The organism is Ferruginibacter sp. (assembly GCF_049840995.1).
Taxonomy (GTDB): domain Bacteria; phylum Bacteroidota; class Bacteroidia; order Chitinophagales; family Chitinophagaceae; genus Ferruginibacter.
Window position 1 is genome coordinate 1,138,796 of sequence record NZ_JASGIP010000003.1, and the last position, 14,998, is coordinate 1,153,793.

12 protein-coding genes are annotated in these 14,998 nt (G+C 42.4%); 8 read left to right on the top strand and 4 right to left on the bottom strand.

All coding sequences use genetic code 11. The features are described 5' to 3' along the window. Nucleotides 1-89: 89 nt before the first annotated feature. Together QM738_RS06755 and QM738_RS06760 are read right to left on the bottom strand one after the other, a co-directional pair. Complete coding sequence (locus QM738_RS06755; protein ID WP_462275917.1) at nt 90-641, bottom strand: hypothetical protein; 552 nt, start codon at nt 639-641, stop codon at nt 90-92. Nucleotides 642-685: 44 nt separating this feature from the next. Continuing rightward, on the bottom strand, nt 686-1,348 hold the full coding sequence (locus tag QM738_RS06760; RefSeq protein ID WP_462275918.1) for a LysE family translocator: 663 nt from the start codon (nt 1,346-1,348) through the stop codon (nt 686-688). A 117-nt stretch (nt 1,349-1,465) separates the two neighbouring features. Here QM738_RS06760 and QM738_RS06765 point away from each other — a divergent pair, with 117 nt between their 5' ends. From QM738_RS06765 to QM738_RS06785, 5 genes are all read left to right on the top strand, one after another. After that, nucleotides 1,466-2,518, top strand: coding sequence for a sensor histidine kinase (locus QM738_RS06765; RefSeq protein WP_462275919.1), 1,053 nt, complete (start codon nt 1,466-1,468; stop codon nt 2,516-2,518). Nucleotides 2,519-2,521: 3 nt separating this feature from the next. Beyond that, nucleotides 2,522-3,223 carry a LytR/AlgR family response regulator transcription factor gene (locus QM738_RS06770; protein WP_462275920.1) on the top strand — a complete coding sequence of 234 codons (702 nt, stop codon included), beginning with the start codon at nt 2,522-2,524 and terminating at the stop codon, nt 3,221-3,223. Nucleotides 3,224-3,382: 159 nt separating this feature from the next. Beyond that, the gene (locus tag QM738_RS06775) at nt 3,383-4,120 is read left to right on the top strand and encodes a dioxygenase family protein (protein WP_462275921.1); all 738 of its coding nucleotides are present in this window, start codon (nt 3,383-3,385) and stop codon (nt 4,118-4,120) included. An 81-nt stretch (nt 4,121-4,201) separates the two neighbouring features. Then, nucleotides 4,202-4,723, top strand: a complete 522-nt coding sequence (locus QM738_RS06780; RefSeq protein ID WP_462275922.1) for a hypothetical protein — start codon at nt 4,202-4,204, stop codon at nt 4,721-4,723. 1 nt (nt 4,724) lies between these two features. Beyond that, a complete protein-coding gene (locus QM738_RS06785; protein ID WP_462275923.1) occupies nt 4,725-5,429 on the top strand; it encodes a pirin family protein in 705 nt (234 codons plus the stop codon). Here QM738_RS06785 and QM738_RS06790 read toward each other — a convergent pair. Beyond that, a complete protein-coding gene (locus QM738_RS06790; protein ID WP_462275924.1) occupies nt 5,409-6,962 on the bottom strand; it encodes a GH3 family acyl-acid amido synthetase in 1,554 nt (517 codons plus the stop codon). The genes QM738_RS06785 and QM738_RS06790 overlap by 21 nt on opposite strands. A 152-nt stretch (nt 6,963-7,114) precedes the next feature. Between QM738_RS06790 and QM738_RS06795 the strand changes: the two genes are divergently transcribed. From QM738_RS06795 to QM738_RS06805, 3 genes are all read left to right on the top strand, one after another. Beyond that, on the top strand, nt 7,115-9,277 hold the full coding sequence (locus QM738_RS06795) for a S46 family peptidase (RefSeq protein WP_462275925.1): 2,163 nt from the start codon (nt 7,115-7,117) through the stop codon (nt 9,275-9,277). 144 nt (nt 9,278-9,421) lie between these two features. Next, nucleotides 9,422-10,753, top strand: a complete 1,332-nt coding sequence (locus tag QM738_RS06800) for a vanadium-dependent haloperoxidase (RefSeq protein WP_462275926.1) — start codon at nt 9,422-9,424, stop codon at nt 10,751-10,753. 5 nt (nt 10,754-10,758) lie between these two features. Then, complete coding sequence (locus QM738_RS06805) at nt 10,759-14,118, top strand: VCBS repeat-containing protein (protein ID WP_462275927.1); 3,360 nt, start codon at nt 10,759-10,761, stop codon at nt 14,116-14,118. A 203-nt stretch (nt 14,119-14,321) separates the two neighbouring features. On the opposite strand, the gene QM738_RS06810 is transcribed toward QM738_RS06805, so the two are convergent. Further along, on the bottom strand, nt 14,322-14,972 hold the full coding sequence (locus QM738_RS06810) for a hypothetical protein (protein ID WP_462275928.1): 651 nt from the start codon (nt 14,970-14,972) through the stop codon (nt 14,322-14,324). Nucleotides 14,973-14,998: the final 26 nt, after the last annotated feature.

Consider the following 14,998-nt stretch of genomic DNA (forward strand, 5'->3'; position numbering starts at 1 on the left):
CAGGAAGATTCTTTTTTACAACAGGCCAAACGGTTTTCAATGCAGGACAATTTTTTGTTGGGTTAAAATTTGCAGCTGCAATATAAAGTTTAGTTCTTGTTATTGCTCATGTTCATATACACCAGCTTGTATTTTTTTCCAATGCTCAAAGCATTATTACCGCTGGTAGCCCATAAATAACCCAATGCGCCTAATCCTGCCGATGCCAGCATTAAAGGGAGGCTGAACTTTTTCCTGTCCACCAAATACACCACACCACTGGCAACAGTCAACACCACACCGCCGCCAAATAAACTGGCACCGCTGCTTTTGCGGTCGAAGCCTCTTTTCTTTACACGACCAATGGCCGCGATCTGGTTGTAATGAAATTTATAATGATAGCTTCCGGCTGTATCAATAATGTAAGTGCCGATGGTGGTGGGCAGGTAATGAATGATGAATTCCTGCATAAAAAGCGTATCGTTTTTAATACCATTGATGTAAGCGTTGATATAAGCCCCGCTGGTGGTGGTAAAATCAAGATTGGTGCCGGCATAAATGCTGCGGATGGTTTTACCGTGTTTTTTTAAAACAACAAAATCAGCCGATTGGGAATAACAGGAAACTGTACACAAAAGCAGGAGAGGTAATAAAAACTTCATCTTTCAAAATAAAAAATGCAGTGCACCCTTCAGCATTTTAATTGTTAATTTTTTATCAATGTGTAAATAATACCGATCATAATGGCCAGGCCAAAAGCCAGGTATAAAAAACCCGATATGCGGTTGATGAGTAAAATATTCCGGTCGCTTAATTTTTTGCCCAGGCTGCCGGCTCCCAAAACCTTACCCACATCTGCCATCATATTCACCGCCAGGCAGGTTACGAAAATGAGGATGCGCTGGTTAAAATTATAATCGGTGGCCAGTGAAACGGCAATGCCTATCCAGAATGCGATCACGCCGGGATTGAGTGTGTTGATGATAAAACCGGAAGTAAAAATGGCGAGGTAATTGGTCTTTTTTTTGCCCGTCGGGGTTATTTCGTCCCCTGCAATTTCCACCGGCTCCTGTTTACGGCGGGGTTCCATCTTTTTTAAAAAGGCAAAATAAATGCCCATGCCTATTAAAAAACAGCAACCGGCAATGCCGATGGGTATCTTGAAATTCAATACGGTTTTAACGGCTTCACTAAAGCTTACACTCAGTACTACCCAGATGATATCGCTTAGCCAGACACCGGTTACAAAACTAAAACCCCCGCGCCTGCCATGATTAACGCTTTGCTTGATGATGGTAAATATTACCGGGCCTACCGAAAATATCAGCAGTAAACTAATAGCAAGCCCTTTTACAAATGCATCAATCATTAAATAAAAATAAGAAACCCAAGTTAATTATCAACACCAACGGTCATTTATCTGTTCTTTTATGCAGTTCATCGGCACAATAATATAATTGTAATTTTATAGTACTTATTTTGACAAATGGCTACGGGCAAAAAACAGCTTTTTATTTTTCATGCGCTGGGCATAATTATTTTTTTATGCCTGCCTGTATTGTTTTTAAGCAACGGGCCCGAACATAAAAGCATACTGCTGGTAGCCACCAACAGCTGGTTCTGGATATTTTCGCTGTTGTACATCAGCATCTTTTATTTAAATGCCTACATTCTTTTTCCCCGTTTATATCTCGAAAAGCAATACCTGTTGTACGCCCTGGTATTGATCCTGCTGCTGGCATTTGTATACTTCCTGGAACCATTCGATCATATCATCAGCCTTGCTCCCCCACCCAACCAGCCTCCGGTAAATGCAGCGCCTGCGCCCATGCCCGGCGGCAGGCAAAGAAACGTGGATTTTGTAAGCGTATTCCTTTTCTTTATCATCATGGGCCTGAGTTTTGTGATACCACTGGCAAAGCAATGGCAACAGGCCCAGCAACAATACCTCCTTGCACAAAAGGACAAAATAAATGCCGAACTGTATTTTTTAAAGGCGCAGATCAACCCGCATTTTTTATTTAACACATTAAACAACCTGTATTCGCTATCGCTTACCAACAGCGAAAAAACACCGGAGAGTATTATGCGCCTCTCCAACATCATGCGCTATGTAACCGACGAAGTGAACAACGATTTTGTTACGCTGGGCGACGAGATACAGTGCATCAGCGATTTTATAGAACTGCAAAAATTACGGTTGAACAGTAAGACGGCGGTTGTATTTGAAGCAGGAGCAACCGGCCGCAACATTCCCATTGCGCCGCTGATATTATTACCCTTTGTGGAGAACATTTTTAAACATGGCATCAGCAACAACGAAAGCAGCACCATAAATATCAGGATCGCAGTAAAGGAAAGAGAAATATTATTTAATTGCAGCAACAGTATTTTTAACAGCACCAAAAACAGCAGCCGCCAGGGCACGGGTATTGCCAATGTAAAAAAACGATTGGAAAATCTTTATCCCGGTAAACATTTTTTAAAGACCGAAGAGAGTGGAAATATTTTTGAGGTACATTTAATCATTAATACCTGAGCCATGAAATTGTCCTGTATTGCAATAGATGATGAACCACTGGCGCTGGAAGTGATAAAAAAGTATGCGTATAAGAATGAGCATTTATTACTGCAGCAGGTATTTGATAATGTGATAGAAGCCGAAAAATATTTGCAGCAACACAAGGTTGACCTGCTTTTTGTAGATATTGATATGCCCGACAAAACAGGCATAGAACTGATCGCTTCCCTTGCAATAAAACCACTCATCGTATTCACCACCGCACATAAAAAATTTGCATTGCAGGCATTTGACCTGGAAGCTGTGGATTATTTATTAAAACCCATTCAGCCGGAGCGCTTTGATAAGGCGGTGGAAAAAGCGATGGTGATCTTTAAAGGCATCAGTAAGGCGGCAGATAATGATTCCTTTCTTGTATACGCAGAGTATAAACTGGTGAAGATCGTTTTCAATAATATACTTTACATAGAAAGCATGCAGGATTATGTAAAGATCCACCTGCAGGATGAAAAGCCCGTAATGACCCTGCAAACATTAAAAAGGATAACCGAACAGTTACCTCCCGAAAAATTTCAGCAAGTGCACCGCAGCTATATTGTTGCGCTGGATAAAATAAGATCACTACAGCAAAAGAATATAGAGCTGGTAAATGGTGTACAGTTACCCGTAAGCAACAGCTACAGCGCTGTAATAAAAGCCTATAAAGAAAAGTTAAGAAACTGACCTTTTTCCCGTTTAATCGGTACAATATTCCCGTTCATCGGTACATTATTTCTCCCCGCCCAACCAAATTGCAAATTGAAGTATCTATGTGCTGTAAAGCTGTTGTGCTATCATATTTACAAAAGAAAAACCCACATATTTCACCCAAAAACAATTACTATGGAACGCAAAGATTTTTTAAAAAATGGTTTAACGGCATTGGGCCTTGTAGCAGTGGCCCCATTAATGAAAGCCTGTAAAAAAACAGATACTGTTGCAGACAGCGGCAGTGGCAGCAGTGGCGGTGGTACCAGCTCCTGCACAGTAATGCCTACAGAAACGGAAGGGCCTTTTCCCATAAAAAATCCATCGGGCTATGTCCGTTCCAATATTGTGGAAGACAGGACCGGCGTTCCATTTACTATTAATCTTACTGTAAAAAATACCAATGGCAGCTGTGCAGCCATTGCCGGCGCCATTGTGGATATATGGCATTGCGACAGGCAGGGCAATTATTCCGAGTATGGCGGCACCTCTATGCAGGCTACGGATTATACCGGATCGACCTATCACTTTTTAAGAGGCAGGCAGGTAACGGATGCGAATGGGCTTGTTTCATTTACTTCTATTTTCCCGGGCTGGTACAGCGGCCGTGCGCCGCATATACATGTGCATGTTTATAACGCATCGGGTGTAAGCAAGCTCATTACGCAAATCGCTTTTCCCAAAGATGTGTGTGATACGGTGTACACTACATCTTCTTATTACTCTGCCAAAGGAGTTGCTGATACGCTGAATGCCAATGATAATGTATTTGGCACACCTTCAACAGATCTTGCACAGGAGATGGCCGACTCGGTTACAGGCAGTGTTTCGGGAGGATATACACTTACAAAAGTGATCAACGCGGCTTTTTAGTTTTGTTTTATGGTATAATGATGAGAAGGCTTTAAGTTTCCACTTAAGGCCTTTTTCTTCCGCAATGTTTAATTTTATACTATGGTAAAAGGAATTATAAGGCTGGGCTTTCAAAAGATCATTGATGAGGGATCCACCTCGTTGTGGGATAAATATGTATTTGATGATACCTGGATGGAATTTAAGATGCAGGCAGCCAATTACAACCAGCAAAGCAAAGCCACCTTGTTCACCAACATACTGCATCAAAACCCGGCCACAAAGCGTATACACGCTTCCGTGAGTATGGCGGCCATCGGCTATATCCAGCAGTTGAATGAAATCATCCCGGGACTGGAAGATATGCACGGTAAAACCTTGATACCGTTTAAGAATTTTAAATTCAGCATCCTGCAGTCGGATATGGCGGATAGTAAACAGCACAAAGTAGAGCTTATTTTTATTTCTGAACCTTTAACGCTGATAGATGTTTTCAATAACAGTTATTTAATTGCCCCTGGCGACCGGCAAATGGAACTGAACGAAGGAAAAGAAGTGGAAACGATCTTGTTACCATCTGTAACCGGGCTCAGTATTCATTCATTCATCAACCCATCCTTATAATATGAAAGATACATCACAAGCCATTATATACCTGGCAGATAACCGCGGCCACCTGGAAGGCGAATGGATGCGGAGCCTGATGACCTTTAACTTTGGTAATTACAAAGCCGAAAGCCGTGAACCCTTTGGTACCCTGCAGGTATTGAACGAAGATACCCTTGCTGCCGGTAAAAGCCTGCACATGCAGCTGGAAGAAAACACTGAAGTAATGATCATTCCGCTGGTGGGTACCTTGCTTTTTACAGATGATGAGGGCACTGAAACCTATATCGAACCAGGAAAACTACAACTCATTTCTGCGCATAATCAATACCGTTATGCCATCACCAACCCTTTTGAAAAGGATGAACTGGTGAATTTTATACAGGTATGGCTCAATAAGAATGAGGGGGAGTTCAGGGCTGGATCAAGACAACTCAATATTGATCTTACAGAAAAAAACCAGCTGTATAATATTATTGCCCCTGCCGACCTGCACCAACCGGCCCATTGCTTTATTGGCCAGTACAATGGCAGGAAGAAAGGCGCTTACAGCTTGCAGAATAAAAACAACGGCGTGTATGCTTTTGTAATTGACGGCGTATTTGAAGTACAGGACCGTTTATTGCATCCCAAAGACGGACTGGCAATATGGAATGTGGATGAAATTGATTTTGAGGCTTTATCGAATGAGGCGATACTGCTATTATTTGAGGTGCCCCTGTGAATGCACTAATTCACCATTCAGGAACTTCTGCCAGTCTTCCAGCATTTTGCCTTTTAATACACGGGGAAATTTATGTTGGCCGCCTTCCTTGCCTTTTGCTTTCATAAAATCCATAAAGCGGCTTTCGGGCATTACATCCACAACCACCTGTTTCAAAGCGTGTTTGCGTTCCACTTCATAATCATCATTCAGTTCTTTCAACTTGTTGTCGATAAGCGTGGCTAATGTAAGTGCATTTACTTTATCATCGGTTGCAACAAACCAGTGGTGCGCAAAAAAGGTACCATGTGGTACACCGGCAACAGTAAATTCAGGAATAGAGATATTCAATTCTTCACTTACCATTTCAATGGCCTTGTTCATATTATCCACACTTAAGTGCTCACCCACCAGGCTTAAGAAATGTTTGGTTCTGCCGGTAATGATGATCTCGCTTCTTTCCGGGTCTACCAACCGTATAGTATCGCCGATGGCATAACGCCATGCACCGGCATTGGTACTTATTAAAATAGCATAATCCTTGTTCTCTTCTATCTCGTGTATCATGAATGTTTCCGGGTCTTCCACCATATTGCCCTCGCTGTCAAAATTGCGATCATCGAAAGGAACAAATTCAAAAAAGATATTGTTGTTCAGCGCCAGGTGCATCCCTTTGGAATCCTGCCTGTTCTGGTAAGCTAAAAAACCTTCACTGGCCAGGTAGGTTTCTATATAAGTAATAGGCTTACCCATTAGTTTTTCAAAACCTTTGCGATAGGGCTCCATTGCAACGCCGCCATGCACATAAAAAGAAAGATTGGGCCATATCTCGTGGATATTATTGAGCTTATATCTTTCAATGATCTTTTCCATGCACAACTGCAGCCATGCGGGCACACCCACAATAAAACCAATATCCCAGTTGGGGGCATTCTCCACGATCTCTTCCAGTTTTTTGCCCCAGTCTTTTTGCTTGGCAATTTTTTTGCCCGGCTTGTACAGGCCCAGGCCCTGGAACCAGAAGGGGATATTCTTTTGCTGGATACCACTCAGGTCGCCGGCATAATAAGTAGGCCCTTTTTGTAATTGTGTGCTGCCGCCCAGTATCATCCAGCCCTTGCCCACAGCGCTTTTGGGCACATGCTGGTACTTGGTTAAACTTAATAACTGTTTAAAACTGGTAACCACATTGCTCCTGATCAGTTCCTTGGTAATAGGAATGAACTTGCTGGTAGCATCGCTGGTGCCGCTGCTTAAAGCAAAGTATTTGATAACGCCGGGCCAGCAAACATCGGGTATACCGTCTTTTGCCTTGTGCCACCAGGCATCGTAAATTTTATTGTAATTGTAAGTGGGGACCAGTTGCTGAAATTTCTTCCCGGGATGACGGCTGAGTAAAATATCGTCAAAGCGGTACCGCTGGCCAAATTCTGTAAACCTTGCTTTTCTTAATAATTTTTTCAGCACTTTTAACTGCTGATGACGGGCATCTCTTACGGGCAAATTAAGTGCCCTGGCTATGGAAGCCGGTAGTTTAATTTCGAATATGGCCATCTATGCTTGCAAAGTTAAGTATACAAATATACTGAATAACCAATACAAAACCCGTGCAGGTTATACACCTAAAAATGCTGTAAATGAATGGGGGCAAGGGGTTCTGTAAATGAAATAATAACTAAGTTTGTTCCTCTAAACTAAAAAACGATATGAAAAAGATCTTGCTGGCGGTTATATTATCAACCTCGCTTTTTAAAGCCAGTGCCGACGAAGGCATGTGGCTGCCCATGTTACTGGGCGAACAGGTGTATAATGATATGGTTAAAAGGGGTTTAAAACTCACCAAAGAACAATTGTACTCCATCAACAAATCGTCTATTAAAGACGCTATTTTAATTTTTGGTGGCGGTTGCACCGGCGAAATAGTGAGCGACCAGGGCCTCATCTTCACCAATCACCATTGCGGCTATGCAGCCATTGCCAATGCCAGTACAGTGGAGCACAATTACCTGGCTGATGGTTTTTATGCTTATAATAAAGGCCAGGAAATAAAAAGTGAATTAACGGTGCAGTTCCTGGACAGGATCGTAGATGTGACCAAAGATGTGGAAGACGGCGTAAAAGGATTGAGCTGGGATGACAGGGTAAAAAAACTGCAGGATGTATATAAAACTATTACCGATAAAGTGCTGGATAAAGAGAATGGCTTAAGTGGGAGGATCTACAGCATGTTCAAGGGCAACCAGTACATTATGTATGTGTATAAAACTTACCGCGATATCAGGCTGGTGGGAGCGCCTCCTGAAAGCGTGGGTAAATTTGGCGGCGACACCGATAACTGGGAGTGGCCACGTCATACCGGCGATTTCAGCATTTTTCGTGTGTATGCTACCAAAGATGGCAAACCCGCTGATTACAGCCAGGACAATGTGCCTTTAAAACCTAAACACTTTTTACCGGTAAGCATCAAGGGTATTAAAGATGGAGATTATGCAATGATCTATGGCTATCCAGGCGGTACCAACCGTTATGAGACCAGCTACGGCATCAAATTAAAAAATGAAATAGAAAACCCTTCATTGGTAAACCTGCGTGACATGCGTTTGAAATACATGCACGAACAGATGATCAAAAGCCCGGCTGTAAAATTAAAACTGGCCAATAACTACGCTACTGTTGCCAACTACTGGAAATTTTTTGACGGCGAAACAAAGCAGCTGATAAAATTTCATACACAGGAACAGAAAGCTGCATACGAACAGCAGTTTGAAGCATGGGCAAAAGGCAAACCGGAGTATGAAAACATAATGGCTGACTACGCAAAGAATTACGCTACCTGGACGCCGTACAGCAAAATGCGCCAATATATCAACGAAGGAGTGACCGGCTCACCACTGATCGCATTTGCTACATCATTAAGAGCGCTGGATGATAAACTCCAAAAGACCAACACACCGGCAGCCGAATTGAAGAAAGCAATAGAAGCAGCCAGCGCGGGCCGCAAAGCATTTTTAGAAAGTGAAGACCTGCCGAGTGATGAAAAGATACTGGCAGCTGTGGCCATGATGTATTATAACGATATTGATAAGAACCAGCACCCTATTGGATATTACGAAAGCATGAAGGGTTCATTCGGCAGCCTTAAAGAAGAAGCGACGTTTAAAAGCTGGGCCAAAAATGTATTTGAAAAAACCATGTTACTGGACGACGCCAAATGGAATGCTTTTACTGCAACACCTACAGCGGCCGACCTGGAAGCAGACCCTGCATTTGGTTTTGCCAATGCATTCGTAGGTAACTATCTTTCCAAGTACGCATCCTTATACGCAGCCTTTGTAAATAAGAACAATGAACTGGGCCGGGCTTATATGAAAGGCATTATGGAAATGAAACCTGCGGAAGTTAAAAAAATGTATCCCGATGCCAACTTCAGCATGCGGGTAAGCTTTGGTAATGTAAAAAGTTATAACCCACGGGATGCCGTACACTATGATTATGTATGTACATCAAAAGGTATATTGGAAAAATATGTACCGGGAGATTATGAATTTGACCTGCCTACCAAACAGATAGAGCTGTTGAAGAAAAGGGATTTCGGTCAATATATAGATAAGGCAAAGAACGACCTGGTGGTAACTTTTATCACCACCAACGATATCACGGGTGGTAACTCCGGCTCGCCGGTAATTGATGCCAACGGCAACCTGATCGGTCTTGCATTTGACGGCAACTACGAAGCATTGAGCCATAAAATTGCTTTTGATAAAGATCTGAACCGTACGATCTGTGTAGATGTACGGTATGTATTATGGTGTATTGATAAGTTAGGCGGCGCCACCAATATCATCAACGAATTAAAGCTGGCACGATAAACAGTTCAGCAGCATTTATTTATAACCGGCGTACATAATACGCCGGTTTTTTATTGTAAAACAATAGTCACCGGCACTCGCAAAAAAAGAAAACACCAACTTTTTAGTTTAAATTTGTTCAAAGCGTTACCAAACTTTCTACTAATGAACCTTATCAAATTACGTAAAGGGATCATCCGCATCTCTTTGCCCTTCTTTTTTTTGTTTACCACCACCGGCAGCTTCGCCCAGCAGAAAGAACAGGTACTGCACAACCTCAATACATTATTGGTAAATACGGTGATGGAAGACCTCTTCAGCCCGCCTGTTGCAAGCCGTATCTATGTATATCCCAATATCGCTTTTTATGAATGTATCCGGCTCGATGATCCATCGCTGCCTGACCTGGCTGGAAAACTGAATGGCCTTAAACCCATACCCGTTGCAGCAAAAGGAGTAGCCGTTGATAATTTTATTGCAGCCAGTATATCTTTCTCTTACGTAGCGCAGGCGCTGGTAGGCTCAGAATATAAAATAGAAAACTGGAGGAAGTCATTTATTGATTCTGTGATGAAAGGCCCAGATACCGTATTGGTAAAAAACTCTATTCAACAGGGGCATATTGTGGGCGATAGCATTGTTGCCTGGACAAAAAGAGATAATTATCTTAAATCGAGGGGCATGATGCGCTACGTGATTGGCCATAAGCCCGGCGACTGGCAACCCACACCACTGGATTACGCACAGGGGCTTGAACCACACTGGAACACCATCCGGCCATTGACCTTAAAAACTGCTGCACAATTTTCGCCTAAAGAAAAACTGGTGTTCAGCATGGATAAGAAATCGGTTTTTTATAAAACCATGATGGACGAATATAACATTGGTAAAAATTTAGACAGTGCACAAAAGGCAACTGCCCTTTACTGGGACGATAATCCCAATGTATCCAAGAACATTGGTCACCTTAATTTTTTCATACACAAAATATCGCCGGGCGGCCACTGGGTGCTGATAGCACAACAGGCCTGCCAGCAAAAAAATATACCACTTACCAAAACAGCACAGGTATATGCGTTTACAGCCATTGGCATCTTTGATGCTTTTATCAGTTGCTGGGACGAGAAATACCGTACCAACCTAATACGCCCCATAACGATCATTAACCGTGTGGTGGACCGTGACTGGACCCCTTTTATACAAACGCCGCCGTTTCCGGAATCTACCAGCGGGCATTCCGTGGTATCTAATGCCGCATCAGAAATACTGACTTCATTGCTGGGAGATAATTTCAGTTTTACCGACCGCATTGAAATTCCTTTTGGCCAGGGTACAAGAAACTTCAATTCGTTTTACGAAGCATCCCTGCAATCGTCCACCAGTCGTGTGTATGGCGGTATACACTATCCCGAAACTGCCCGTATAAGTGTACAACATGGAAGAACTATTGGCAAATACATCATCAACCTGCTTTATCCACAGGCCGCAATTAAATAACCATTATGCTAACAAACCGCTGCTTTTATTTTTTACTATGCTTACAGTTGCTTACCCTTACTGCAGCTGCGCAGGAAAAAAAGTTCACGCTTTTACCCTCTTCACAAACCGGTGTTAACTTCCGCAACGATATTATTGAAGACCCCACCATGTTCATGTATATGTACGAGAACCTGTATGTGGGCGGCGGTGTAAGTGTGGGTGATATTAACAATGATGGCCTGCAGGATATTTATTTTTCTTCCACCAGGGGCCGCAATAAATTATACCTGAACCTGGGCAACTTTAAATTCCGTGATATCACCGCCTCGGCAGGCGTGGATGGTGGCGATGGCATTAAGACCGGTGTGAATATGGTGGACGTTAATAATGATGGACTACTCGATATTTTTGTTTGCAAATCGGGCTTTAAAGATCCCAAGCTGCGCAAAAAAATGCTGTACATCAACAATGGTAACCTCACTTTTACCAATAAAGCAGCAGAATACGGATTGGATGATGCCAGCTTTACTATACAGGCTTATTTTTTCGATTACGATAATGATGGAGATAAAGATGTTTTTTTTATCGATCACATGGACGACTTCAGTAAATCAATGACCATTCCTGCAAGAATGGAAAACGGCAAGCTGGTGTATATAGAAGATACCACCACTGTATATGTGAGCGACAGGCTGTACGAGAACAGGGGAGGCAAATTTGTGGATGTTACTAAAAAAGCCGGCTTGATCACGCATGCGTTTGGTTTAAGCGCTTCCATATTTGATTATAACGGTGACGGATGGCCGGATATATATGTTGCCAACGATTTTAATAAACCTGATTACTGTTTCATCAATAATAAGAACGGCACTTTTACCGAACGGCTCCGGGAGTATATCAACCATACCAGTTTTTCGGCCATGGGTTCCGAGATCAGCGATATCAATAACGATGGCATGGAAGATATATATGTAGTGGATATGGCAGTGGAAGATCCTAAAAGGCAAAAGCAGTTATTTGCATTGAACCAGAACTATGATAAGTTCAACCTGATGCTGCAGTTCAATTTATATTATCAATACCCACGTAACAGTTTGCAGCTGCGCAACAGCGACGGCACATTCAGCGAAATTGCCAATTACTCCGGCGTAGCCGAAACAGAATGGAGCTGGACCCCCTTGATAGCCGACCTGGATAATGATGGCTGGAAAGATATTTATGTAACCAATGGTATCAAACGGGATATTACCGACTGGGATTACAAAGTTTTTATTCTCGATTCCATTATCAATACCATGAACCGCGGCCAGAATGTGAACCTGGATCAATGGCTGCAAAGTATTCCTTCGGTAAAGATCAAAAATTACCTGTACCATAATAACGGCACATTAAAATTTGATAAGTATACCGATGTATGGATGGATGAACCGCCATCCCTTTCCAGTGGTGCCGCTTACGCAGACCTGGATAATGATGGCGACCTGGACCTGATCGTAAACAATGTGGATGATGAAGCATTTGTATTTAAAAATAACAGCAGGGAAAGCAGCCCCGCTACATCCAATTACCTGCGGCTCCGTTTTTTAAAAACACCTACTTCCAAAGAAGAAGTATATGGCGTAACTGTAAAACTGGTGGATGAAAATGGAAAACTGCAGTTGCTGCATTACAGCCCGCAGCGTGGCTTTTTATCAACCTCCGAACACTTTTTACACTTTGGCGTAGGAGCAGCAACAGTGATACCAAAAGTGGAGATCACTTTTCCGTCGCTTAAAAAAGTAATACTGGAAAATGTAAACAGCAACCAGGTGCTTACCATTGCAGAGTCGGACGCCAAAGCGCAACCGGAAACAGCTGCAGAAAAAAAGCCCACCATTTTCAACGACATAACGGTACAGGGTAAACTAAAATATACACAGGTAGAGAATGACTATATAGACTTTAAAAGAGAACCATTGATACCATACAGGTGCAGCCGTAAAGGGCCTTATTACGCTACTGCTGATGTAAATGGAGATGGCAGGGCGGATATCTATATTGGCGGCTCTGCAGGCACCGAAGGCAAACTGATGTTACAAAACGCTGATGGTTCTTTTACAGAAAAAAGACAGGCTGCCTTTACTGCCGATAAAGCCTGTGAGGATATGAATGCTCTGTTCTTTGATGCAGATGGCGATAAAGACCTGGACCTGTACGTAGTAAGCGGTGGTGCAGAGTTTGATGCCGGCAGTAATTTATACCAGGACAGGTTATACATCAACGATGGCAAAGGTAATTTTACAAAAGCCACCAAAGCATTGCCCGCAGAGGGTTTTAATGGATCAAGTGTAACAGCGCTGGATTATGATAATGATGGAGATCTTGACCTGTTTGTAGGCGGACATGTATTACCCGGAAAATTTCCGCAGGCAGAAAACAGTATGCTGTTGCAGAATAACAAAGGCATATTTACTGATGTAACCAAAACCGTGGCGCCAGCATTAAGCAAGGCTGGCATTATAAACTGTGCTGTATGGAGCGATATAGATGGCGATGGAAAAAACGAACTGACCGTTACAGGAGAGTGGATGGCGCCCACCTCTTTTAAACTGCAGGAGGGCGTATTTAAAAAGATGCAGCAGACCGTAAGTTTTGTTTCGCCGGCAACACAAAAAGACAGCACCATAAGCATGGATGAATTTACCGGCTGGTGGTATTGTATAAAAACAGAAGATATAGACGGCGATGGCGACCTGGATATTGTAATTGGCAACAGGGGCACCAACTGTTCAATAAAAGGCAATTACTATAATCCCTGCACAGTGTATGGAAAAGATTTTGACGGCAACGGAAGTTATGATGCTGTACTGGGTTATTATATACAGGGCAAGTGCTACCCGCTGTTCAGCCGCGATCAACTGATAGACCAGATGCCATCCATGCGGAAAAAATTCATCCGCTACAAAGATTACTCCGGCACCACGCTGGATAAACTTTTTACCGAAGAACAAAAGAAAGGAATGGATATATACAAGACCAACTTTTTTGAATCTGGTGTGCTGATCAATGAAGGCAATGGCGCATTCCGATTTATGCCTTTCCCTGAAAAAGCACAGTTCGCCAACATCAATGATGTAATTATAGAAGACTTTGATAAAGATGGCATAAAAGATATACTGGTATGTGGCAACAGCAACGATGCAGCCGTAATGGTGGGCAATATTGATGCATCATCTATCTTATTATTAAAAGGTAATGGTAAAGGATCGTTTACCGAAGTGCTGCATACAACAGACGGATTAAAAGTAAGAGGCGAAAGCCGTAAAATGGTTTACCTGAAAGACAATAAACTTTTGGTGGTGTTGAAGAACAGTGCAGCAGCACAGGTGTTCTCAGTTAACTAGAACAATTGTATCAATAGTATTAAAATAAAGAGGCCCGCAAACATTGCGGGCCTCTTTTAAAATATGATGATAGCTTACGCAGCAAATGCGCCGGCCATGCCTAAAATAGATGCTATCAGTAAAACACATTTCCAGCAATTTGTCCTGTTCATGTTATTATGATTTAATGATACAAAGTTACTGTTATTATACTTAAGGTGTCGTTAAAGCTTCAGCTTGATACCACCATTTACCACAAAGCCTTCCATATGGTTCCAGATATCATCAAATGTAGGATTGGTATGTGGTGGATTTACAACCGTTTTGTATTTGCTCTGCCGCTGATCGGTAAAGTTCTCAAAATTAACAAACAGCGAAACTTTACCAAAGGTCTTTTGCGCCATAAAACCCATCTCTATATAGGAAGGTGTGCGGCTGCCATTGTACAGGTATTGTGCACCGGTAAAATAACTTTCCAGCCCCAGTTTAAAATTATCTTCCTTTTCATACATCAAAGTAAGATTGAGTTTGCCCTTGGGCAATAGAGGTAAAAAAGAATTACTGCTTAAATACGTTGCCCTTGCATCGGTATAAGTATAACCGGCAAATAATTTCAGGTCTTTTTTAAAGATGAGTTTTACATTGGTCTCAAAACCTTTGCTGATAACAGCTTTACCTGCATTGCTGAAAAAGCGGTTGCCCAGGTTATCTGTTTGCAATATCAATGGCTTACTGATGCTGGTATAAAAAAACATTTGATTGATGCTGAACACCAGGTCGCTGCCTATATTGGTTTTATAATTCACATCGGCCGTACCGCCCACACTTTGCTCGGCTTTTACATTATTCAGCGCTAACACATTTTGATATTGCAAACTCTCAGTTTGTTCAGTAAAAATGG

Excerpts from the sequence above, each read along its gene's own strand:
- QM738_RS06755 (WP_462275917.1), bottom strand. The coding sequence starts at position 641 with ATGAAGTTTTTATTACCTCTCCTGCTTTTGTGTACAGTTTCCTGTTAT.
- QM738_RS06760 (WP_462275918.1), bottom strand. The coding sequence starts at position 1,348 with ATGATTGATGCATTTGTAAAAGGGCTTGCTATTAGTTTACTGCTGATA.
- QM738_RS06765 (WP_462275919.1), top strand. The coding sequence starts at position 1,466 with ATGGCTACGGGCAAAAAACAGCTTTTTATTTTTCATGCGCTGGGCATA.
- QM738_RS06770 (WP_462275920.1), top strand. The coding sequence starts at position 2,522 with ATGAAATTGTCCTGTATTGCAATAGATGATGAACCACTGGCGCTGGAA.
- QM738_RS06775 (WP_462275921.1), top strand. The coding sequence starts at position 3,383 with ATGGAACGCAAAGATTTTTTAAAAAATGGTTTAACGGCATTGGGCCTT.
- QM738_RS06780 (WP_462275922.1), top strand. The coding sequence starts at position 4,202 with ATGGTAAAAGGAATTATAAGGCTGGGCTTTCAAAAGATCATTGATGAG.
- QM738_RS06785 (WP_462275923.1), top strand. The coding sequence starts at position 4,725 with ATGAAAGATACATCACAAGCCATTATATACCTGGCAGATAACCGCGGC.
- QM738_RS06790 (WP_462275924.1), bottom strand. The coding sequence starts at position 6,962 with ATGGCCATATTCGAAATTAAACTACCGGCTTCCATAGCCAGGGCACTT.
- QM738_RS06795 (WP_462275925.1), top strand. The coding sequence starts at position 7,115 with ATGAAAAAGATCTTGCTGGCGGTTATATTATCAACCTCGCTTTTTAAA.
- QM738_RS06800 (WP_462275926.1), top strand. The coding sequence starts at position 9,422 with ATGAACCTTATCAAATTACGTAAAGGGATCATCCGCATCTCTTTGCCC.
- QM738_RS06805 (WP_462275927.1), top strand. The coding sequence starts at position 10,759 with ATGCTAACAAACCGCTGCTTTTATTTTTTACTATGCTTACAGTTGCTT.